The sequence below is a fragment of the Neorhizobium sp. USDA 3394 genome (genome assembly GCF_056280385.1).
In genome coordinates, this window is record NZ_JBWCDU010000002.1 from 492,940 (window position 1) to 514,917 (window position 21,978).

20 protein-coding genes and 2 pseudogenes are annotated in these 21,978 nt (G+C 55.5%); 13 read left to right on the forward strand and 9 right to left on the reverse strand.

What is annotated here, in order from left to right; genetic code table 11:
• Nucleotides 1-44 precede the first annotated feature (44 nt).
• On the reverse strand, nucleotides 45-1,349 hold the full coding sequence (locus ACZ9EJ_RS23850; protein ID WP_046635032.1) for a dicarboxylate/amino acid:cation symporter: 1,305 nt from the start codon (nucleotides 1,347-1,349) through the stop codon (nucleotides 45-47).
• Nucleotides 1,346-1,963 carry a nitrogen fixation protein NifQ gene (locus tag ACZ9EJ_RS23855; RefSeq protein ID WP_080719419.1) on the reverse strand — a complete coding sequence of 206 codons (618 nt, stop codon included), beginning with the start codon at nucleotides 1,961-1,963 and terminating at the stop codon, nucleotides 1,346-1,348. The genes ACZ9EJ_RS23850 and ACZ9EJ_RS23855 overlap by 4 nt, the downstream gene beginning before the upstream one ends.
• 678 nt (nucleotides 1,964-2,641) lie before the next feature.
• Between ACZ9EJ_RS23855 and ACZ9EJ_RS23860 the strand changes: the two genes are divergently transcribed.
• The 10 genes from ACZ9EJ_RS23860 to ACZ9EJ_RS23905 all read left to right on the forward strand — a co-directional run bounded on the left by ACZ9EJ_RS23860 (nucleotide 2,642) and on the right by ACZ9EJ_RS23905 (nucleotide 11,976).
• The gene (locus ACZ9EJ_RS23860; RefSeq protein ID WP_244447638.1) at nucleotides 2,642-2,911 is read left to right on the forward strand and encodes a hypothetical protein; all 270 of its coding nucleotides are present in this window, start codon (nucleotides 2,642-2,644) and stop codon (nucleotides 2,909-2,911) included.
• A 145-nt stretch (nucleotides 2,912-3,056) separates the two neighbouring features.
• Nucleotides 3,057-3,293, forward strand: coding sequence for an IS3 family transposase (locus tag ACZ9EJ_RS23865; protein ID WP_080955890.1), 237 nt, complete (start codon nucleotides 3,057-3,059; stop codon nucleotides 3,291-3,293).
• Nucleotides 3,277-3,519, forward strand: a complete 243-nt coding sequence (locus tag ACZ9EJ_RS23870) for a DDE-type integrase/transposase/recombinase (RefSeq protein ID WP_157885375.1) — start codon at nucleotides 3,277-3,279, stop codon at nucleotides 3,517-3,519. Before ACZ9EJ_RS23865 ends, ACZ9EJ_RS23870 begins: the two co-directional genes overlap by 17 nt.
• A gap of 710 nt (nucleotides 3,520-4,229) precedes the next feature.
• Complete coding sequence (locus ACZ9EJ_RS23875) at nucleotides 4,230-6,149, forward strand: acyltransferase family protein (protein WP_046642632.1); 1,920 nt, start codon at nucleotides 4,230-4,232, stop codon at nucleotides 6,147-6,149.
• A gap of 47 nt (nucleotides 6,150-6,196) precedes the next feature.
• Entirely contained in the window at nucleotides 6,197-6,409 is a 213-nt protein-coding gene (locus tag ACZ9EJ_RS23880) for a hypothetical protein (RefSeq protein WP_046635034.1), read from the forward strand.
• Complete coding sequence (locus ACZ9EJ_RS23885; protein ID WP_255737031.1) at nucleotides 6,366-7,055, forward strand: aldehyde dehydrogenase family protein; 690 nt, start codon at nucleotides 6,366-6,368, stop codon at nucleotides 7,053-7,055. Before ACZ9EJ_RS23880 ends, ACZ9EJ_RS23885 begins: the two co-directional genes overlap by 44 nt.
• Nucleotides 7,056-7,929: 874 nt before the next feature.
• Nucleotides 7,930-8,805: a Rossmann-fold NAD(P)-binding domain-containing protein gene (locus tag ACZ9EJ_RS23890; protein ID WP_255743329.1), complete on the forward strand. Its 876-nt coding sequence runs from the start codon at nucleotides 7,930-7,932 to the stop codon at nucleotides 8,803-8,805.
• A 116-nt stretch (nucleotides 8,806-8,921) separates the two neighbouring features.
• Complete coding sequence (locus tag ACZ9EJ_RS23895; protein ID WP_046635038.1) at nucleotides 8,922-9,887, forward strand: ornithine cyclodeaminase family protein; 966 nt, start codon at nucleotides 8,922-8,924, stop codon at nucleotides 9,885-9,887.
• Between the two features lie 699 nt (nucleotides 9,888-10,586).
• Entirely contained in the window at nucleotides 10,587-11,606 is a 1,020-nt protein-coding gene (locus tag ACZ9EJ_RS23900; protein WP_476099967.1) for an aminotransferase-like domain-containing protein, read from the forward strand.
• On the forward strand, nucleotides 11,551-11,976 hold the full coding sequence (locus ACZ9EJ_RS23905; RefSeq protein WP_476099969.1) for a hypothetical protein: 426 nt from the start codon (nucleotides 11,551-11,553) through the stop codon (nucleotides 11,974-11,976). The genes ACZ9EJ_RS23900 and ACZ9EJ_RS23905 overlap by 56 nt, the downstream gene beginning before the upstream one ends.
• A gap of 169 nt (nucleotides 11,977-12,145) precedes the next feature.
• On the opposite strand, the gene ACZ9EJ_RS23910 is transcribed toward ACZ9EJ_RS23905, so the two are convergent.
• The 5 genes and pseudogenes from ACZ9EJ_RS23910 to dapB all read right to left on the reverse strand — a co-directional run bounded on the left by ACZ9EJ_RS23910 (nucleotide 12,146) and on the right by dapB (nucleotide 17,508).
• Nucleotides 12,146-13,097, reverse strand: a protein-coding gene (locus ACZ9EJ_RS23910) for an IS630 family transposase (RefSeq protein WP_255743295.1) whose coding sequence is annotated in 2 segments (ribosomal slippage) — nucleotides 12,146-12,760 and nucleotides 12,762-13,097 — 951 coding nt in all. Because the reading frame shifts where the segments join, the coding sequence is not laid out codon by codon here.
• A gap of 382 nt (nucleotides 13,098-13,479) precedes the next feature.
• A pseudogene (locus tag ACZ9EJ_RS23915) lies at nucleotides 13,480-14,640 on the reverse strand (IS91 family transposase); the annotation flags it as partial.
• A 12-nt stretch (nucleotides 14,641-14,652) separates the two neighbouring features.
• Complete coding sequence (locus ACZ9EJ_RS23920; protein WP_046642472.1) at nucleotides 14,653-15,513, reverse strand: tyrosine-type recombinase/integrase; 861 nt, start codon at nucleotides 15,511-15,513, stop codon at nucleotides 14,653-14,655.
• Between the two features lie 186 nt (nucleotides 15,514-15,699).
• On the reverse strand, nucleotides 15,700-16,392 hold the full coding sequence (locus ACZ9EJ_RS23925; protein WP_080954243.1) for a GntR family transcriptional regulator: 693 nt from the start codon (nucleotides 16,390-16,392) through the stop codon (nucleotides 15,700-15,702).
• 309 nt (nucleotides 16,393-16,701) lie between these two features.
• Complete coding sequence (gene dapB, locus ACZ9EJ_RS23930; RefSeq protein WP_046635154.1) at nucleotides 16,702-17,508, reverse strand: 4-hydroxy-tetrahydrodipicolinate reductase; 807 nt, start codon at nucleotides 17,506-17,508, stop codon at nucleotides 16,702-16,704.
• Nucleotides 17,509-17,723: 215 nt separating this feature from the next.
• On the opposite strand from dapB, the gene ACZ9EJ_RS23935 reads away from it, so the two are divergent.
• Nucleotides 17,724-18,623: a dihydrodipicolinate synthase family protein gene (locus ACZ9EJ_RS23935; protein WP_046635047.1), complete on the forward strand. Its 900-nt coding sequence runs from the start codon at nucleotides 17,724-17,726 to the stop codon at nucleotides 18,621-18,623.
• Nucleotides 18,624-18,745: 122 nt separating this feature from the next.
• Entirely contained in the window at nucleotides 18,746-19,015 is a 270-nt protein-coding gene (locus ACZ9EJ_RS23940) for an FAD-dependent oxidoreductase (RefSeq protein ID WP_245282870.1), read from the forward strand.
• A gap of 347 nt (nucleotides 19,016-19,362) precedes the next feature.
• Here the strand turns inward: ACZ9EJ_RS23940 and ACZ9EJ_RS23945 are convergent.
• Nucleotides 19,363-19,446, reverse strand: a pseudogene (locus tag ACZ9EJ_RS23945) (IS5 family transposase); the annotation flags it as partial.
• A 251-nt stretch (nucleotides 19,447-19,697) separates the two neighbouring features.
• On the opposite strand from ACZ9EJ_RS23945, the gene ACZ9EJ_RS23950 reads away from it, so the two are divergent.
• On the forward strand, nucleotides 19,698-20,099 hold the full coding sequence (locus ACZ9EJ_RS23950) for a transposase (RefSeq protein ID WP_476099971.1): 402 nt from the start codon (nucleotides 19,698-19,700) through the stop codon (nucleotides 20,097-20,099).
• 489 nt (nucleotides 20,100-20,588) lie between these two features.
• Here the strand turns inward: ACZ9EJ_RS23950 and ACZ9EJ_RS23955 are convergent, their stop codons facing one another.
• The gene (locus ACZ9EJ_RS23955; RefSeq protein ID WP_046635049.1) at nucleotides 20,589-21,977 is read right to left on the reverse strand and encodes an aminotransferase-like domain-containing protein; all 1,389 of its coding nucleotides are present in this window, start codon (nucleotides 21,975-21,977) and stop codon (nucleotides 20,589-20,591) included.
• Nucleotide 21,978: the final 1 nt, after the last annotated feature.

The following is a 21,978-nucleotide window of genomic DNA, read 5'->3' on the forward strand; positions in this document are numbered from 1 at the left end:
TCACCGTTGGCGCACGAAAACCTCACTTGAGTTTGAACATCTTGTTATTGGATTTCGTCCACCGCTGGTTCCCTGGCCAGCGCAGCGGTCATCCGGTCCCGATCGAGATCTCCCTCCCAATTAGCGACGACGAGCGTCGCTATTGCATTGCCGATTAGATTGGTGATTGCCCGGCTTTCCGACATAAAACGGTCGATTCCGAGGATCAGCGCCATACCGGCGACCGGCACCGAGGGCACCGCGGAAAGCGTCGCTGCAAGCGTTATAAAGCCGGCACCTGTGATGCCGGCCGAACCCTTTGAACTCAGCATGGCAACCAATAGAAGCAGGATTTGATCCGCCAGCGTGAGCGGCGTGTCCGTTGCTTGGGCGATGAAAAGTGAAGCCAACGTCATGTAGATGTTTGTGCCGTCGAGATTGAAAGAATATCCGGTCGGGACAACGAGTCCAACGACCGACCGCTTGCAGCCCGCCCGCTCCATCTTCGCCATTAAGCCCGGCAGAGCCGCTTCCGACGAGGATGTCCCCAGGACGAGCAAGATCTCCTCCTTGATGTAAGCGATCAAAGCGATGATCGAGAATCCATTGCATCGCGCGACAGTCCCGAGCACGACGAGGATAAAGAGGAGCGACGTGAGGTAAAAAGTGCCGATCAGCATTACCAGGTTAACAAGGGAGGCAATGCCATATTTACCAATGGTGAATGCCATCGCGCCGAAAGCTCCTACCGGAGCAGCTTTCATCAGCACGGCCGTAAGCTTGAAGATCGGTTCCGTAAGTGCATTCAGGAACCTGACCACCGGTTGACCATGATCGCCGACCATTGCGATTGCTATTCCAAAAAGTACCGAGATGAACAGCACCTGAAGGATATTGCCATCCGCGAAGGCGCCGACGATGGTGTTTGGAATGATGTTCATAAGAAAGCTCACCGCAGTCGTCCCGTGAGCGTTTGCCGCGTAGCCGGCGACGGCTTTTGGATCAAGTGTCGCGGGATTGATGTGCATCCCAGCGCCCGGCTGAAGGAGATTGGCGACCATAAGGCCAACAGCGAGTGCCAAGGTCGAAAACACAGTGAAATAGAGAATCGCCTTTCCGGCAACACGTCCAACTTTCCTCAGGTCAGCCATTCCGGCAATGCCGGTTGTAACCGTCAAGAATATGACCGGCGCAATAATCATACTGACGAGCTTGATGAATGCATCCCCTAGTGGTTTCAAAGAAGCACCGAGGTCAGGATAAAAATTGCCTACCAGAATGCCAGCGACGATTGCAGTGAGAACCTGCACGTATAGATGACGGTAAAACGGCACCTTACGAGGGGTCTCTGCGGCTTGATTCGCAATCATTGTCGGTCCTCTTTATAGCTTCCAAAGCGTTCTCTACGCCGTTGACGTGGCAACCGGCTGGGACTGCGCTCACCGACCGGTTTTTTGCAGGTTTTTCGCCTTCTTCTGGTCCGAAGCAGGTCTGGCGCTCCATGCGCTGTCGGCAACTTTGTGCAACCCATAGAGATATGGCCATCAGCCTCGCAGAGTTTGCGGGAAAGGTATTTCTTCCACCCGCAGGCTATTGGTGTTGCCCGCCGCAAGTGCTGGAACATGCTTCCTAGCAAATGACTGAGCTCAGACCGATCGTACAGACCTACCGCCCGCCAAAGATGGTCTTGACCCATAGTCGGACCAGCGAGCGTTTCGGCAAAGAAGGCTCTCATTGCATTATCTCGTCGCGCATGCGCGGGGAGCAGACCGAGTAGAACTTCTTCCTCCGCCCTCGATTCAGCGGCTTGCAGGTTTGGCACTGCGAAGGATTGTAAAACGGCGGCGGGGGCGGAGAGGCAAAGGGCGTCGTCTAACTCGGTTGCGGAAATTCCTTTCGAGCTACTTACAGTCATAGATCTGGCAGCGCCTTTTTTTAGTACATGTAGAAGGCCGCTCGTTGATAGATGACAATCGAAAGCCATCTCGCAATTCACAGCGGCTCGAGATCCATCGATTGCGACGATTACCGTTGGCCGCCCCCGATCGACTATTCGTCACCGACCTTACCCAACTTGTGCAAATCGTGAGACTGTGCTTCTGAGCTTGCATCCTGCGACCCATGATTTTCCGTGTTGCGGCACCAAGCATTGGCTGCCTGGTAATTGGCAATCAAGAATCATGCCAATTTGGATTTGGCTTCGCATCTCCCGGATTTGGGCTCTTTGTTCGGTGAAGCATGCAGACGTGCATGAGGGGTGTGTCGGGAAATCGACGGACATAGCGCCGAATGTCGCAAAGCCGTTGGCAAACGCTCCGGCGTGTCCCGCTCTCGAAATGTTCTTGAGCAGCAGGATTTCGCTTGGGTGGACTTGCCATCGTTGCCATGATAACGCCACTTTATCGCGTGGCCACTGATGGTGAACAGCAACTTCCTTATCGCCTATGCAGTCGCTGGTGGACCTCAAGGCTGAGCTGAATCCAACCGATGGACCAACTCTTAACGAGCATACCGCATCGCCATGAAGCGTGTACGACAACGCGCATGACTTTTGTCTGTTCATTTGCACTGAGAGCTGACCCGGGGTTGGAGTGACCCCCTCGGGCTGGGCCACGGGGTACGAAAAAACACACGCTCTGTGGGCCTCAATCGGAGAAGGCTCATGAAGTCCCGAGGACCATATCGACGGCATTCGACGCCGTTCAAGCTGCAGCTTTGCCAGGATATTCGAAACGGTGTCATTGGACGGTGCGACACGCAACGCACTTACGGCGTTTCGGCCAACCTTATCCAGTTGTGGTTGACGCAGTTTGACGGCGGCGAACTGAGCGATGAAGAGGCAGAGGCGAGCGACATCGCCGAATATGAGGCGCAGATCGCGGCGCCGAACGCAAAGTCGGCCAGCTCACGATGGAGTTGGACCTGGTTTTAAAACCACTCCGCAGCAGCCGATCGCCGGCAGCAACGAGAACTCCTCCATCGTCATCGGCCCGCGGCCTGCTCCGTCTGACGGGGTTGCAAGAAGATCGACCTCCCGAGATGCAGCTACTACTAATGCTCCGCAGCAAGGGCCTTGAATCGAGGACGTTCAGGACGAATTTCCCTGCTACGGCTATCGCCGCGTGACGCACGAGCTTCACCGACGGGGGCACCTCGTCAATCACAAGCGCGTGGCTCGTGTCATGCGGGCCAATGGATTGGGCATCAAACCTCGAAACCGCTATGTTCGAACGACGGACGGTGGCCACGATTCACCGATCTACCCGAAACTCTACGGCAACCCCGGCGAGGCCCAACATGGTCTGGGTGGCTGAGTTTTCCTATATCCGCATCGCCGCGAGCTTCTGCTATCTCGCTGTTATTCTCGATGCCTGCAGTCGGAAAGTCGTCGGCCGTGGTCTGTCAAAGCGACTGGACACGCCGTTAGCGCTGGCGTCGTTGCATTCAGCGATCGAAAATAGGAGGCCTCCGCCGGGCTGCATTCACTGCGCGGGACCGCGGATGCCAATACGCAAGCGAAACCTACCGACAGGCGCTTGATGCGGCCGGTCTGATAGGCTCCATGAGCGCCGTCGGAACCCATATCACAATGCGCAGGCGGAGAGCTTTATGAAGACATTCAAGGTGGAGGATATCTACCCCGCAGGCTACGAGACCTTTGCAGACGTGGCCGAGCGGTTGCCGAGGTTCATCGAGGAGGTCTACAATTACACAAGCGGCTGCACTCGGCCCGTGGCTACAGATCGCCAGCAGAATTTGAAACCCAACTCGCCCACTGGCTGGCTTGGTTTGAAGCGCCTCGCTGGTCCAGCCCGAGGGGTTCACTCCAACCCCGGGTCAGCTCTCAGTGCAAATCAACAGCGTGATGAAGCCTTACGGCGACATGAGCGTGGCGAGCGCACTAGGCGAGGTTGCGCCTGCTTGCGTCACCATAAGTTTCTACCCTCCGTCAAAGCATCGAGCCAACGGCGTCTGCAAGCAATCCATAACATGGATGTATCGCATTCACACAATCGATTTTACGAATTGGCGGGCATGCTCCATTAGAAGAACAACAATCGACTGAAAGCAAGTACGCCGGCACCTGCTGCCGACGATCTTCTTAGTTATGGGCGAGTGCGGCAAATCGGCCGAAATCGATCCAGCGAATGAAAGCACCTTTCACATCGTCGCTGCGGATTCCTGCGGCTGACCAAGGTGCCTAAGGTCTTAGTTCATCCAGTTAAGCCGGGAATTTCATCAGGTCTTCTATGCCGCGCGACTTTCGAGCCGATGTCCATGCCTTGCGGGGTCTAGCTGCCCTGCTGGTTGTCTTTTATCATACCCAAGTCGCGTCGTTTGGTTATCTCGGCGTTGATATTTTCTTCGTAATTTCGGGCTTTCTGATCACCGGCCTCATCGCGACCGAGCTTGAGCAGGCACGGTTCAGCTTTTGGGAATTCTATTATCGTCGTGCGAAGCGTCTGTTGCCCGCCGCCTATGTGGTCATTGCGCTCACGACGATCGCTGCACCCTTCTTCCTGTCAGATATGGGCCTACGGGACTTCCGAACTCAGGTCCTCGGGGCGCTCACATTCACCAGCAACATCGTTCTCTGGATTCAGGCGGACTATTTCGGCGGATCCGCCGAAACGAAGCCTCTCCTGCATTTCTGGTCGCTCGCTGTCGAAGAACAGTGTTATCTGCTGCTTCCTGCTTTCTTGGCCTTGTCTCCCAAGAGATGGTGGCTCACAATGGTTGGTTCACTTCTGGTTGCCAGTCTGGCACTGTGTCTCTACGTGGCCTTTCGTGACCCATCCGCAGCATTTTATCTTTTGCCGACCCGCTTTTGGGAAATAGCGATTGGTTCGCTCGGGGCATTGCTTCCCGCCAGCGCTCGCGTGACTGCCAAGTTTGCGGCGCTGCGCCTCCCGGCGCTCGTGCTTATCCTCCTTATTCCCTTTGGACCTTCTGGTTTGCAGAACCCGATCGTGAATGCCGCTTTGGTCTGCTTGGCAACCCTGATCCTCCTGCTGTCGCCCAACAAGGATAATGTGGCAGTTCGAAGCATGGCAAGGATTGGGGATATCTCGTACTCGCTCTATCTGATCCATTGGCCGGTGCTTGTATATGTGCGGGCTGCCTGGCTGGAAGAGCCTCCTTCGCTTGCGATCTATGCGGCAGTTGCCTTCTCAGTTGTAGCGAGCTTGGTACTTCACCGTTTCGTGGAAAAGCCGTTCCAGCGGGGATTCGTCACATCTCGTGGACGGATGGCCTCAGGACTCGTTGCCGCAACGGTTCTTCTCGGCTTCGCACTGTCAGTCGACATTGGCGCAGCCGAAAGTAAGGGTGGCTTTTCCGAGAGCCGACGGATCAATTACGGCCTGGCAAGGGAATGTGATCGCACATCTGGATCGCGGCCTCAGGGCATTCTGGAGGCCTGCCAGACGACAGACAGGCCCGAATTGCTGGTCTGGGGCGATTCATTTGCCATGGCACTGGTTCCCGGCTTGGCCAAAACGGTCGGAGAGGCCGGCCTGGCTCAGCTCACAATGAGCGGATGCTCCCCCGCCATCGGCGTTGCTGCCATCTCCAAGCGCGCAGTGTCTCTCTCCTTTGGTGAGGACTGTATCCGCTTCAATGACAGTGTTTTGAATACCCTGAAAAATCGGCCGGAGATAAGGACCGTCGTCATTTCGAGTCCATTTGACGCCCCTGACTCCAAAGACTTCATGCTGCTTAAAAGACGTGACGGGACATTCACGGAAGTTGAAACGTCGGTAGATGAAGCGATTGAGGGTATCAAGTCTCTCGTCGAGGCAGTTCGCGCTTTGGGTAGGCGAGTGGTCATAGTTGCTCCCCCGCCAGTCGCAGGCTTCGATATCGGCGATTGCCTTGAGCGAAAGGTGAGTGGAGGTCTTATGCTCGGGCGGCACAGTGATTGCAAAATCGATGTCATCGATTACCGCCGGATGCGATCCCGCACTCTCGATCTCTTAAACCAGGTCGCCGTGAAAGCTGACGTCGAGGTTGTCTCTTACCACGACTTTCTCTGCGACGACACAAAATGCAGAACTGAGATCGATGGTAAATTCCTCTACCGGGACAGCGGCCACCTTTCCTACCAGGGATCAGAGATCATCGCTCGAAAGACAGGACTTGTTGAGAGGCTGATCAGGGCTGCTCGTTAGAGCATTTTCGAGATAGACTCTGTTTCAAGACGAATTTTCTAGGCGGAGTGAACCGCGAGCACTTTCGCGTAGCCTGCAATGAAAAGCGCACGAGGATTTCGGACGCCCGCCGCGCCGACCTGAAAGCGCACGAGGCGACGGCTGCCAAGCGAAACGCGTTCTCGCACGGCGCGGTGATCGCCTCGGTCGGCGTTGGTGGCGCCGCCGATATCGTCCGTGCTGCCACCGAGGCACGCGCAGCGCAAAAAAATCTGGGCTAAGACATTGCCGTCCGGGCGGGCGCGCATCCTGTCTAAATCCGCCGACCTGCTCGAACAGAATGGCGCGGAATTGATCCTCTGGATCATGCGCGAATCCGGCTCGATCTATGCCAAGGCCAGCATGGAGATCGAGCGTAGCGCACTCCTCATCCGCCATGCAGCATCGCTGGCCACAGCACCCTTAGGGATGTTAAGCCCGTCGATGGCTACTCAAGGTGGCGTGGCCTCCGCTGTATCGATCCCAGTCGGGCTATCAAGCTCGATTCTTGTCCCTTTCATGGCGAGGCTGTTGCCGGCTGGACGATCGATAGGTCTGCTAACCTACGACGCGACAAAGCTCCAGGAGCGCCACTTTAATTCGGCAGGCTGGAGTTCCGCAGACACCCCGGTTGCAATAGGCGGCATTGAAGGCTCAGATTCTTGGCGAGAATTTGCTGCGCACGTACCAGACATTTCGTCCGAGATGCTCAATAGAGACGTGATGGCCGCCACAAGCGCGTTGCTACCGGCAAACCCCTCCATAGCGGTGTTAGTGTTCGAGTGCATAGGGTTCCCGCTCGCGATTGACTCGGCCCGAAAGCACACGGGTCTTCCCGTCGCTGACTTCGTCACGTTGGGCCGCATGTTGATTGAGACAACTCCCTAGCTCGGGTTCAGAACTGAAGGTTTACCCTTCCTGTACCCGCCGGTACGGGATCGAAATCGACGGATCGACGCGCTGATGTTCTCAGCGGCATTTCTCCAACACACGGCCTTTAATAGATAATCCGCAAATTGCCGTCGCCATGCATTTTGCACAAGTTGCGCATTTGTACGAAACGCCTCCCAAGTGCCGCGGGAGGATTTGAGGGGCGAGTTGAATGGTCCAACTGATGGACCCGGATCTTGCCTAGCATCCGGCAGGGTCGTTGATCATGCGTGACAACTCCCATGACTTTTGTCACCTCCAGGACATTTTCTCAATTGGTCCGACGACAGTTCAGTCCATATTCGCCTTTGAACTTTATGCCAAATCCGCCTTTCCTAGATTCAAGTCCAAAGTTGGCACGTATCTTGCTGAGAGTATGCGGTGGCGGAAGCTGCCGGCAATCTTTGCGTGGAACACGGCGAGGTGCCGGTTCGAGACTCACCCATGCGCGATAGTCGTCAAATGCTCTCGGCGTCGAGCTCAGCACGGCGCGAAATAAGGAGTAGATCAAATGGCAGCCCAATCAATGTTAACTCAGGTGCAAAGAGGCCTTACTGATGCAGCCAGGCAGCTCGGTCTCGACGATAGTGTGCTCGGAATCCTAAAATACCCGCGCGAGACCTTGCAAGCGCGTCTCACAATTCGGATGGACGACGGCTCAAGCAAACCGAGCAAAAGCTATGACAAAGCACCGGTCAGTGCAGTTCCGAAGCACTTCGCTTCCACCGCGAAAAGGCGTCATTCGACGTAAGGGACGACAAATATGCTAGCTTGTTACTTCGCTGATTCAGCCGAATCTGACATTTTAACGATAGCGCAGCAGTCGGCGAGGGTGAAGCCGTTGTCGCTGAACCTCGCTAAAAGTGGGGTTCTTCTGATCTCGACCTGCGTGCGTCTTGAAATATATGGCGAAGAGGAAGCAATCAGAGATGTCGCCGGGCCAATATTTTTAGGCTTGCCGTGCAAACGCATTGCGGGTGCGGACAATATTGCTATCCGTCTCGCCGAGATTGCATCCGGTGCTCACTCCCAGATCTTTGGCGAGGGCTACATCAGTGACCAATTGGAGAAAGCCATCGAGCCTCTTGGTCCCCACTTCAACATTTTCAATATTGGAAAAGCAGCAATAAAAATCGGGCGCGCAGCCCGCGAGCGACAGGGATTTAAGGCGTCATTGGACTACGATGAAATAGTCCGCGAATTCGTAGCTGCTCGATTTCCAAATGGAGAGCAGTGCGATCGTCTCTACGTCGTTGGGTCTGGCATGCTTGGCCAAGGCCTGATCCGGAGTAGCGTAAGAGGACGCTTCAGAGGCACCGTAGTGGTAACGCGCGATCCAAAGAACTTTCGAAGGCGGACACGTTCCTTGGATCACAAAGAAGTTGCACTACTGCGCCCGGCAGAGATCGGACACCGAATTGAGCCGTTGTCGATGGCTATTATCGCAACGGCCGACGTGCAGAGAGAATACAAGACTTCAATTTACGACGCCCTTCTGCGTTTGCAGCCGCGCGCCGTTGTGGACCTTTCATCAATCCCACTGCTCTCCTCAGCTGAGATAGGGAAGCTGAGCTACGTGACCATTTACGATCAGGAATTCCTTCAGTACATCGCTAAGAACAACAAGGCCTTGGCGCCAAAACGACCATTGTTACTTTCCGATATACGGACAGCAATCGAAACAGTGCAGTTCGAAGGCGCACATTGATCCAAAGCACCATCAGTGCAGTGACAACAATGTATCGGGCGGCCCGGTTTTTGGGCTTGCCAGTATTCCCGCGCGGGACCCAATAGCCGAAAACAACTGTAACACTAGGCAGTACTATGAACCAGCCACATGTAAGATGGTTAAGTCGAAATGACGTCGCGCAAACGAGACTGCCCTTCGCCTCAGCGTTGGATATTATCGAGGAGACGCTTCGTCACCACGCCAATGGCGCGTCTGAGAACCCGCCTAAGATAGGCATACATCCAAGAAACGATGCCTTGATGCACGCAATGCCCGGTTGGCTCCCTATATCGCGCAGAGCCGGCCTTAAATGGATTGCTAGCTACCCCAGCAATTATAAGCTGGGGCTGCCAAACATCATAGGACTATTGCTGTTGAGCAATCCAGATACAGGGCTACCAGTCTGTGTGATGGACGCCGCTTACCTTACAGCAGTTCGCACTGCCGCAGTGTCGGCTATCACTTCCAAATATCTTGCGCCGAGCCCGGTGGAAAAGATAGCGGTCGTCGGTGCGGGCATCCAGGGTCGTTACCACGTAGAAATGCTTTCGTTAGTCCATCCTACAGCAGTGTTTCACGTCGTTGATATAGATGACAACGCTGTGCGCATTCTGGCTGAAGCGGTTGGTTCAAAAGCAACAATAATCCCTGTGAAAGATGCCGAGGTTGCGATTCGCGGCGCTGACGTCGTCGTGACCGCCACAAGTCGATTGGAAGATGTGGCATTTCAATTCTCTTGGGTTAGAGAGGGCAGTTTGGTTCTCCCAGTTCATGTTTGCGGGTGGTCAGAGGATATAACCACCGCTTCTGATCTACTCTTGGCTGACGATGTGCAACAATTTAACAGCTACATCAAGACTACGGGCTCTCCTTACTCTGATATCTCGCGGATAGCAGGATCCATGAGCAGCGTCGTCGCAGGCAGGCTTCCGGGAAGACGTAGTAACGTTGATCGCATTGTGGTTTTTAATCTCGGCGTTGCAATACAGGACGTCGCTGTAGGTTCTGTAATTTTCGAGATTGCTGAACAACTGGGCCTCGGGACGCTCGTGCCTTACTGATTACGCCCCGCCGAAGCTGCGTCAACCATACGTGTCATGAGCCATATCACGAAATGACCCCTGCGCGGGGCATAGGCTGCTGGGAGTGAATTATTGCCACGTCGCGCCCAACCTGACGAGGTGAGGGGCCGTCAGCGCTCTGCAAAAAAAAAGCACGGGGACCAGGGGTCATGCGAAAAACCGTCTGTCAAAAAGGTTATTGAGGGGGCGTTGCCGAGCAAGTGTTTCTGGATACGCCTCTCGATGAAGCGGAAGTAATTATCCGTCCAACTCAGGTCGCACCTTTTGCCAAGACGCAAATTACGCAGGCCGATCTATATCGTGCGCAATAGCTCGTAGAACCCCACAGAGCCCTTCTCGGTCCTGAGCGAGCAAAAGCGGTCTGATGCGCATGTACTCACTTGCATTGGTACAATCTGTTGATGATATAGAACAGGAGGGAGGGTCTGCGCATGATTTCGCCGGATATGCCGTTACAGGTATTCCGCAATGGCGAATCACAGACCAGGACTGATGGAGGTTGGCAGGATCACATCATCCATGTGCTGTCAAACATTCCTCACCAGCATTCGGCCGCATTGGCGATAGCTGCGCGGTCGAAATGGCGGCACGGAAGGACTGGAATCCGATGTCGTACGATAATAAGTGCATCAACTTAACGTCGGACGCGGCTGGTATCAAGTGCAAGGAGCAGGGAACATGGGTCTGGACGAGGGAAGTTTGAGCTGGCGGCCAGGTCATCTAGCATCTGAAGGTCCGCGTTACCTTGCATTAGTCGCTGCTCTCGAACGAGACATCGCGGACGGTCGGCTGTCCGAGGGCGATCGTCTGCCACCTCACCGTAATCTGGCCCGTGAGCTCAGCCTTTCCGTAGGGACGGTTAGTAAAGCGTACCAGGAGGCTGAGCATCGTGGGATAATTAACAGCCGAGTTGGGCAGGGAACGTTTGTTCGCCGCCGTCTGATTGAGCAGCCCCAATTTGTGACAAAATATGAACCAGTAAATCTCTCACTCAATGTACCCGTAGAAGGAAGCGAGGTGCGGATTTTGTCTAGGCTGTTCGCCGAAGTGACGCGGGAAAACGAGCTCAGGCCGTTGCTGCGCTTTCATCCTCACGGCGGAATCATGAAGCACCGTGAGATCATTGCAGCGTCACTATCAAATAGCAATTTCACGATTGAACCGGCGCATCTTTTCCTCTGCAACGGTGCTCAGCATGCACTGGATATCGCGTTGCGTCTTGTCACAGAGCCCGGCGATAGTGTTCTTGTTGGTTCATTTACGTATTCCGGCTTCAAGGCAATCGCAGCAGCAAGCCGTTTACGCTTGATTCCCGTTGAGATGGACGCTGAAGGGCTTGATCCAGAGTCCCTGAGGCAGGTGTTTCACCAATCCAGGGCGCGGGTTCTGTACTGTATGCCGACGTTGCAAAGCCCGACTGCCCGGACCATGAGCCTGACCCGGCGTAAGCAAATCGCCGAAGTCGCTGAGGAGTTGGACCTGACTGTCATAGAAGATGATGTCTACGGTTTTTTCTTTAGCGAGCGCCCTGTGCCAATCGCCTCGTTGGCGCCAACACGCACCTTTTACACGACTTCTTATTCGAAATGTATTACGCCTGGCTTTCGATTGGGCACATTGACCGTGCCTAGGCCGTACATTCATGAAGCTGAATCTCCTCTTGCATGCTTCCGCATGGTACGCGTCTCCAATTTTTAGCGAGGCGGTTGTGCGGCTACTTCGAGACGGCAATTTGGAAGACCTGCTACGCGAACGGCGAAAGCAGGCACAAGAGCGATATAGTGTCTTCTTCAACACTTTTTCAAATGCGGAAAAACTTAAGTGCCCTGCATTTTACGGATGGCTGCGGCTTCCCACCGAGTGGGCGGCAGGTCAATTTACTGCTGCCGCAGGTAGCCGTGGAATTCTCGTGACGCCTCCGGGTGCTTCCGCAGTCAGAGAAAGCGAGCCCGGTGCGGTTCGTATCTGCCTAGGCGCGCCCAAGGACACAAAAACACTTACTCAAGTACTTCACACCCTTAACGATATTCTCTCCAGCCGGCCAATTGATGTTGATTCTGTCGCTTGAACTGAACCGATTTCTTGGTCTTGGATACCTTGAACCGTGCACGGAATCCTCGCAGGTAAATCTATCACCGCCCGGACCATTTCGCCTGACACCTCGACATAGGAATCCACGTCTCACCATGTGGTCTGGAAGGTAAGCCCACGGTAAGGCCGCCTAAAGCACTTTGCATCTATTCCGCCTCATATCCTGCTGCTTTGAAGAAATTGCGGCATTCTGTGACGGAGAAGAGATCGCAGATGTCCCTAAGAGCGTTTGAGAGGGCATCAAAGGTACGTGCTGCGCGTTTTCGCAACAGAGCCTTGAGTTTGGAAAAGGCCATCTCGATGGGATTGAGGTCCGGCGAATAGGGCGGCAGGAAGAGAAGCCAGGCGCCTCGGGCCTTTACCAGCTCCTCGGCTCTCTGGCTTTTGTGGAAGGCGACATTGTCGAGGATCACGACGTCGCCCGGCGACAGGGTCGGCGCGAGCTGGGTTTCGACCCAGGTTTCGAAGATCTTGCTGTTCATTGGCCTATTGACGATCCAGGGTGCCGTCAAACTATGGCAGCGCAGGCCGGCAATAAAGGTCTGGGTCTTCCACGAGCCGAACGGTGCATGGGTACGATAGCGCTTTCCCCTTGGCGACCATCCCGTTTTCTTGGTCAGCTTCGTATTGGTCGAGGTCTCGTCGATAAAGATCAACTGCGCCAATGCTTTGTTGAGGAATCGCTTGCGCCGGGTGATCCACAGATCACGCGCGCGAGCGATCTGCGGCTGCAACTGCTCGGCGGCCTGCAGGCTTTTTTTTATGGCTGAGCCCCAGCCGATGCAGAAGCCGGCTGACCGTAGAGCGGTCGACCAAGACACCACGCCCTGCCAAAGCGACGCATAATTCGTTCAGCGTCAGATCGCCGTTCTCTGCCAGGCGTGACCGAACCCATTCTTCATGTCCCACCAGCTTGCCGCCGCCCAGATGCCCCTGCCTGGCCGGAGAAAGTGCACCGGACGCCCGCTTCAGGATCACCATATTGTTCACAAATCTGGGCGAAACCCGGAAATGTCGAGCGGCTTCCCGGTGACTATTGCCTTCCTCAACAAACGCTACAACACGCGCACGCAACTCGATCGGATGCGGCTTGCCCATGACGTTCTCCTTCCATGGGCCAAGTGAATCTGGAGGGTTCTGTGAGGTCCGGGCGCTGGGGATGCGGCACTCACTGATCGGACCTCATTGAAACCGGATTGAACGAAGGCGCGGGTTGTTTGGCGCTATGGGGATTTCGCCGAAGCAGTGGATGGCGTTTGGCAGGGGCGAGCCTTGCCGGAACGCGTGCACAGGCCTGGGAGGAGATTGTTGGTAGTCGTTGCGGTGTCGTTGACTGGCCTCTCGGCTGGTTTGCATCGACCGGACCCTTGATGCCGTTGCGTTTTACGTCGCACAGGCACGATCGGCAAAAGCACTCGCCACGCGGCCTCTCGGCATGCCGACGCTGATCGTTGCAATGATGCCGCCACTGATATGATAATGAGCTGTCGTTCCATACTGGCTGGAGCGGGGTCCACGCGCCGATGATCGTCATGATTCCGCCGCAACAGGAGCAGCGGCGCGCCAAAGGTGGTGGCTTTGCGTGCGGCTCTTTGATCGGCTGCTCCGGCGGCGGGACGTCGAGCAGGCTGCGGCACAGGCCCAGCTTCAGTTGCCGATGGCCATTGGCAAGCAGGCCGTAATGACGAATGCGATGAAAGCCGTCCGGAACGGTGTGAAGCAGGAAACGGCGGATGAACTCGTTGGCATCGAGCGTCATTACCTTTTGCCTGCCGCCCGTTCGATAATCCTTCCATCGGAATGTGCCGCGATCGCCATCGATGCTGACGAGCCGGGAGTTGGAGATGGCAATGCGATGGGTGTAGCGGCCGAGATAGGCCAGCACCTGTTCGGGTCCAGCAAAGGGCGGCTTGGCATAGACGATCCAATTGACGCGCCGCGCTTCTCTGATCATGCGAGTGAATGCGGCTGGATCGGCCAGGCTCGCGATGCTGCCGAAGAACTGAAGCTGGCCTTCGTCATGAACCTGCTTCAGGTATTCGAGAAACAGTCGCCGGAACAGACGCGACAGCACCCGCACGGGCAGGAAGAAGTTCCTCCGACAAGTCACCCAGCGGGTTTGATCGAACGACAATCCGCCGCCCAGCACGATGCAGTGGATGTGTGGGTGATAATGGAGGTTCTGTCCCCAGGAGTGCAGCACCGCGATGAAGCCGATCTCTGCACCCAGATGCCTGGGATCGGCAGCAAGCTTGGGCAACGTCTCGGCGACGGCGCGAAACAGGATCGTGTAAACGGCATTTTTGTTCTGGAAGGCGGTTGCGGCGATCTGCTGCGGGAGGGTGAAGACCACGTGGAAATAGCCGACAGGCAGAAGATCGGCCTGTCGGGCAACAAGCCAGTCACGGCTCGCTTGTCCCTGACACTTTGGGCAATGCCGGTTGCGACAGGAATTATAGGCGATGCGGAACGCTGCGCAGTCCTGACATTGCTGGACATGCCCGCCCAGGCGAGCGGTCCGGCACATCTCGACCGCACTCATGACCCGGCGTTCGACACGCCCGAGATGGGTGTCATGGGTTTGACGATATCTTTCCCCGTGGCGGCGAAAAATATCCGCCACCTCCAGTCCCGCCGCCATGGCGAAGCTTACTCAGCTTGGCGGCACCACCTCCAGCGTCAGCCGGTCGAGCGGGCTGGTCGTGCTGCGGATCAGGGTATTGGAAACCTTGGTGTAGCGTGCCGTGGTGGACAAATTGTTGTGGCCGAGCAAAACTTGGATGATGCGGATGTCGGTTCCGCTTTCCAGAAGATGGGTAGCAAAGCTGTGGCGCAGCGTATGCACCGTCACACGTTTGTCGATGCCGGCAGCAGTGCACGCCGAACGGCAGGCAGAATACAGAACCTGGACGTCGATGGGTTTGGTCTCGCCCCGGCCCGGGAACAGCCAGACCTCGGGTCTCGCCAGCCGCCAATAGACCCGCAGGATCGCCAGCAACTGCGCTGACAGCATGACGTTGCGATCCTTTCCGCCCTTGCCATGCTCGACGCGGATGATGCCGCGTTCGCCATCAATGTTGCGGACCTTGAGATGGACAGCTTCCGAGGCGCGCAGCCCCGCCGCATAAGCGGTTGTCAGTGCGGTGCGGGTCCTCAGGCTTGGAACAGCTTCCAGAAACCGCACGATCTCGTCGCCGTTGAGGATCCTAGGCAGCTTGGCCGGTGTCCGGGCATAGGCAATGCGCTCCGGTATCTCGGCATGACCAAGCGTGACGCCGAAGAAGAATCGGAGGGCACAAACTGTCTGGTTCAAGGCCGGCCATGATAGGCCCGATGAGACCAGATGCACCTGAAACGCGCGCACGTCTTCCAGTCCAAGACGGTCTGGCGATCGCCCGAAATAGCGCGAGAACTTCGTCACCGCATGCAAATACGATCGTTGCGTCGCTGGCGAAAGATTGCGGATCGTCATGTCATCGATCATGCGCCGGCGCAGCGGGCTTATCTCTGTCATCGTCATCTCCTGTTCAAAGGTTGGGCTAAAACAGCCCAATCCTTCAAATCAGAAGCGCATCATGCAAATCCCGCGCTCCAAATGCCGCGCAAGCGGCTTCGTTCAATCACAAATCACGAACTTTGAAAATTCCGAATCCGGTAAACAGCAACCCGCCCTAGTGAGGTGGCGCTGAACATGGCGTGCCTACCTTGAAGAGGTCATCAGCGACGACACGACCCTAATAAGCTCGCTCTTGGCACCTAAAATGTCCGACTGAATAGCCATCCCAACCTCCTGGACCGCACCCTTTTCGACACATTCTAAGATCGCTGCGTGTTTCCGAACGCCTGACCGCGTTCGATCGAACTCGGGGTAAAGTAGGTTCAGCATAGGACCAACGCGCAACCATAAATTTTCCACCAGCTTGACAGTGACCTTGGCGTTTGCTGCAGCGTAGAGCGTAAAATGGAACTCGAAATTGCGCGCCACCACGCGCTTATAGTCGTGATCCTCAATTGACAGAACAAGCTTGTTCTGGATTTTTCTTAGCATAGGTGCGAGCGATTTTAGTGAATTTGCAACGGCTTGCTCAGCAAGTCGTTTCTCTAGTAAGCAACGTAGATCAAATACTTCATTAATCTCACCAAGATCAAGGACTGGAACAAAAACCGTCCGATCTGGACCTTGTTTAACAACGTCCTCAGCGATGAGTCTCGCGAGAGCGTCGCGGGTTGGCGTCAGACTGACATTCAAAGAGTTAGCCAGCGCACGAACACTCAACTTTTGCCCAGGCTTTAAAACACCCAACAGAATTGCCTCTCTGAGCCGTGAATAAACCTGTTCTCCTAAAGTATCTCCCCGACCATCTATTTGAAGATCCGGTAATGAAGTCCGCAAGTTGGAAGTCCTTTATCCGTGACCACTAAATCCCCTAGAACCGGTATTATTTATACCAAAGAACATTCGGTGTCGGGGGGCGAAGCGGAGTCGCAGTCGTCTACACGTTTGTCAGCTTTTCTATAGAAATCTGAAGGAATCAAGAGGCCGTCAATTGATGCGGATGAAATAATGTACGGAAGTGCCCCCCTCACTGTGGAGGTGCCGTCCCCGACCATCTGCCTTCAGCCGAATGATATTTGATATTACAATTTTGCGATCTAATAGAGGCGCCGCGTGGCGGGTGTCTATGTGAGGGCGAGTGCATGGCTAAAGCCCGTCCAGCCCTAGTACGTCGGACATAGTATATAGACCGTGTTCACGGTTGCGCGCCCAAAATGCGGCCTTGATGGCCCCTTGTGCGAAGAGGCCGCGATCTTCAGCGATATGTGACAACTCTATCCGCTCGCCGGCGCCGGCGAAGATGACCTTGTGATCGCCAACGACCGTCCCGCCGCGCAAGGCGGCAAAGCCGATTGAGCCGACAGTCCGGGAGCCAGTGTAACCATCACGGCCTGCGACGTAATGATCGGACAATATCGTTTGCCGTCCAGCGGCCGCCGCCTTTCCCAGCAACAAAGCTGCACCGGAAGGTGCATCAACTTTCATCCGATGATGCATCTCAAGAACCTCGATGTCCCACTCTTTATCAAGGATAGCTGCAGCTCTTCCGACTAAAGCGGCAAGGATATTGACACCCAGGCTCATATTGCCAGATTGGACGACGGGAATAGTTCTTGCTGCCCTTTCCAGCTTGGAGAAATGAATGGGCTCCATTCCGGTGGTGCCGACGATGTGGACGATGCCTGCTTGGGCGGCGAGTGATGAATATTCTACGGTTGCTTCCGGCGTAGTGAAATCTAACACGCCGTCTGCCTCGGCGAAGGCGGATCCAGTTTCGCTAGTTACGAGAACCCCACAACTCGACATCCCTGCAACGACCCCTGCGTCTTGACCAACAGCAGCGCTGCCAGGCCGTTCGATCGCTCCCGAGAGGGTGCAGCCTGGATCTTCGGCAATAGTCTTTATGAGCATCCGGCCCATGCGCCCGGCCGCTCCGACAACAACGAGACGCATCTGAGACATCGAGATCAAAACCTCCTGAACGCCCTGGCGCAACTTTCTTTTGAGAGCGCGAAGATCGTGGCACACTATGTGGATCCGCCGGTGACGCGCAGACTACGTAAAAAGTGATACATCAAACATCAGATTCTCGTCAAGCGGTCGGTTGACCAGCCTCCCATAAGTGATATAACACATATCACCTGATTCAATTAACTGGAGGTTTAAAAATGACACTGCGAACAGATTGGAATGGCGTTTTTCCTGCGATGGTAACACCGTTTACGGAAGATGGATCTTTCGATGAGGCCTCCTTTAAAGCCCTGATCGAGCTCTACATCAGCGAGGGCGTGAGAGGCGTCGTGGTTACCGGTAGCACGGGTGAGTGGTATTCAATGTCGGACGCCGAGCGTGCAACCGTCTGGGAGGTTGCAGTAGAGGCGTCGTCCGGCAGGATAACGGTAGTCGCCGGCACTTCCGCAGTTGGCACCCGTGAGGCCCTGGCGCTTACCCGAACTGCGAAAGCCGTAGGTGTCGACGGATGTATGCTTCTTCCGCCGGGCGGCATCTTCGCTTCGCGCAACGAGGTGGTGAACTACTTCCACACGCTTGCCGGTGTGGGGCTTCCGATCATGGTCTATAATAACCCGCCGAGGACGGGGGTTAATATGGATGCTGATATGGTGGCGGAAATCGCTAAAGCAGAAGAAATCGTAAGTTTTAAGGACAGCAACCGAGACCTCTACGCGGCGAGCGAGATCATCTACCGCGTTTGCGACAAGCTGGCGGTGTTTACGGGTCTGGAGCCCTATGCTAGCAGCGTGCTGCCGCGTGGTGCGGTTGGGGTCGTATCGACAATCTCCAATATTTGTGCTGCCAATATGGTTTCATATTATCACGCCGTGATCGGTGGCGATAGCGCCACAGCTTACAAGACGCAAAAGTTGATCGATCAGCTTTATCATTTTCTTCCTACACTTGGCGCTCCCGCCTTCGTCTCGGTGAAGGCGGCGATGAAACTTTTGGGGCGGCCCGGCGGCGAAATAAGGCTTCCGCATCTGCCTGCCAACGAAGCGCTCATCGGAAAGCTGCGTGAGGAATTGCGTCGCCTGAAGATGATTGACGCCTAAAAAAGGGTTCCTATGCGGCTATCATGACGACGCTCTTGTTGTCGTGATAGCCGTCTCCAAGGCAGGCCATGTAGGGTGCCGAGATTTCATGGCTCTCGCGGTTTGAGAAGCAGGATTTGTCCATGGCCCGTAAAGTGGCTGTAATCGGCGGTGGTATAATAGGGGTGAGTTGTGCCCTTGCGCTGCCGCGAGATGGGCATCACGTTACTCTCATTGAAGAAGGAAGTATTGGACACGGTTGCTCTGGGGCCAACGGTGCGCAATACAACTTAGGTTCTACTCTTCCGATGGCCCATCCCGGGATCGCGTGGCGTGCACTGAGCTGGTTGACCAATGCGAATGGACCGGTCGGTCTCGCTCCGCGTGAACTGCTCCGTAACATTCCTTGGTGAGACGAACTGATCGCCTGCGGACGCAAAATGATTCCAAGTCTACCGGACGCGGAGGTGAGCAATTGGATTGGTGTGGGACCTTCCACACCGGACAGCCCACCAATCATCTGCTCCACCCCGATCATACAAACATTCTATTCGCGACCGGGCATGGTCATATGGGAATAAGCGGCGCACCCATGACTGCCTCGCTACTATGCGATTTAGTCGCGCGCCGCACGCCCCAACTCCCGTGCGTTTCACTGATCGGCCTCAACGACTTTTGGTGGGCTGCCTTTGATGATCGGCGCAAATAATCTCAATCCTGCACTGATGCACCTCGGCAAGCAGACCCTAGAAGCATTTAGCTAGGTCGTGTTGACAAAGTAAGGCAGCCAGATCTTCGCCGCCGCGATCGCCAGGAACGCAGCGAATGATATTTTGGTTTTGTCCTTGTCAATGCCGAGTGAATTCTCCCCAGAAGGAGGTGCGGACGAATTCTTGGACTAACAGGAGATAGTTCATGTATTCGTACGAAGACCGCATGAGAGCTGTGCAGCTCTATATCAAGCTCGGCAAACGGGCGAATGCCACCATCCGTCAGTTGGGCTAGAACCGAAAACGCCGGATCAACAAGCGAGAGCAGTGCTTTTCCGGGGGGCGAGAGCGGCTTGTTCATCAGCGTACCGAACTGGTGAATGCCTTGCGTGCCGTTCTCTACGAATTTGGGCAGATCGTTCCGCAGGGCATCGCCAATATCAAGCGCATTGATGCAATCATCCGTGATGCAACGATAGACTTTCCGGATGTCGTGCGGGAGGAATGCCGCGATTTGCTCGCGCAGATCGCAGAGAAGAAAGCCCGTATCGAAACCAGGACGGCACAATTTACCGATGTCTCCAGAGGCAGTATCGCTGCAACACGTCTTCAGACGATGCCGGGTGTCGGTCCCATGATCGCGCTGGCGGTTGAGGCATTTACACCAGCAATGACGACTTTCCGGTCTGGGCGCGATTTTGCAACCTGGCTTGGACTTGTATCACGACAGTTCTCTTCTGGAGGCAAGGGACCGGCTCGGCCGCGTGTCGAAGGCGGGGCAGGCTGACATACGCAGGCTTTTGATCATCGGCGCAATGTCGCGTGTAAGAGCGGCAAACCGTAAACCGCCAGCATCAGGCTCATGGCTTGCCCGAATGCTGATGCGCAAGCCAAAAATGCTCGTCGCCATTGCACTGGCGAACAAGATGGCACGGAAAATTTGGGCCATGCTGAAGAAACAGGAAGATTACCGGAGCAAGCGTTGTCGGCGATGGCATGATACATGCCCCGCCGAATACGCTGATACTGGTGAAAGAGGTGTGAGAAGTCGATGACCTGAATGGGGGCAATGATCGAACCGATCTGGATCAGGAAAACCAGTTAGCACTATGAGCTTTACAGCTCGGAAAGTAGATTTGGAACTGATCCGCAGATCACCATACCGGCCAGCGGTCTCTCGAAATGCCGCAATCAAAGGCCTGACAGAAGACCGCCCTCGATCACACGTTCAGATGGACAAAAACTTCTTGCATTACGGGCGGCAACCACAGAAGTGCTAGGCAAATGAGAACACGTTGGGTGGCGGGCGGGTAATAACTTCATTGAGAGTATACAGCGCATCTGACAGGTCGTTGAGATCTTTCAATCCGCCCAAGCAAACGCGGATCGCTCCGGGATCGGTTTCGTCGACCGAGGACGCGACGGGAGGAGTGACGAGTATGTTCTTTCGGCGCGCGGCAGAGGCGAAACTGCTCGCCGACCATTCAGAGGGCAGGGGCAGCCAGCCATAGAACGGAGGATATTCAAGTGGCTCTACCGTTGGAAAGATGTCGGAAAACATCCGATAACGTTCCTTGGCCTGATGTCGACGCTCTCTGACCAGTTCATCCAGTTGACCGTTTTCGATGAGCCTAACAGCCATCTCACTGAGAATGGGTGCGACGAACCAGGACGAGGCGTGGAGCAGAAGCTCAGCTTGCTGTGTGTATGCCGACGGCAAAGTCAGGGTGCCGAGCCGGAACCCGGGCGCGACACATTTTGAATAGGACGTTACGTAGAAGCTGCGGTCAGGAATGAGCTCGGTGAGCGACACAGGCCTTTCCGGCACGAAGAAGCCATAAACATCATCCTCAATGACCGTCAGGTCCAGTTTATCGGCCAATTCCGCAATACGGCGCCGACGCTGCAAGCTCATCGTGCGGGCTGTCGGGCTCTGCAAGGTCGGCATACAGTAGAAGACCTTCGCACCCGAGGACCTACAAGCTGCCTCGAGGCCATCTGGATCGACACCCTCGCCGTCCATGGCTATGGGAATAAGTGTTAGATGGTTTGCGGCTGCGATAGCCTTGAAGCCGGAGTAGGTGAGGCTATCTACAAGGATACTGTCGCCTGGACTTGCAACCAGCCGAATTGCAATATCGAGCGCGTGTTGCGCGCCATTGCAAAGCAAAAGTCGTGCGGGATCGATTGTAAATGAACCGCTTGAAACAGACGCGGCAATGATCTCGCGGTGCTCGCGGATACCGCCGTGGGGATGATAGTCCAGAAGTTGAGCAAGGTCGCGATTCCGCGACAACTCGCTAAACAACCCGGAAAGCACCTCCGTCTCTCGACCGTGGGCGGGCACATTCAGTGCCATGTTCACAGGCTCACGGGGCGCAGCCCCATCGGGACGGCTCATGGCACGGCGGCGAACAAACGTACCCTGGCCGACGCGACCGCTTATGATGCCCCGCTGCTCGGCCTCTTGATAGGCCTTGGCAACGGTGCCCACGGATAAGCTTAGCCGCTGAGCCAACTCACGATGTGGTGGCAGACGGTCACCGTCGGACAGGTGACCATCGGAGATGTCTTGCTCTAGTGCATAGACCAGAGCGAGGTAGCGCGGCCCTTCGGATGCGAGCTGGCGTGGTTGCCAGCCCAAAAATGTCCTCTCCAAGTTCATA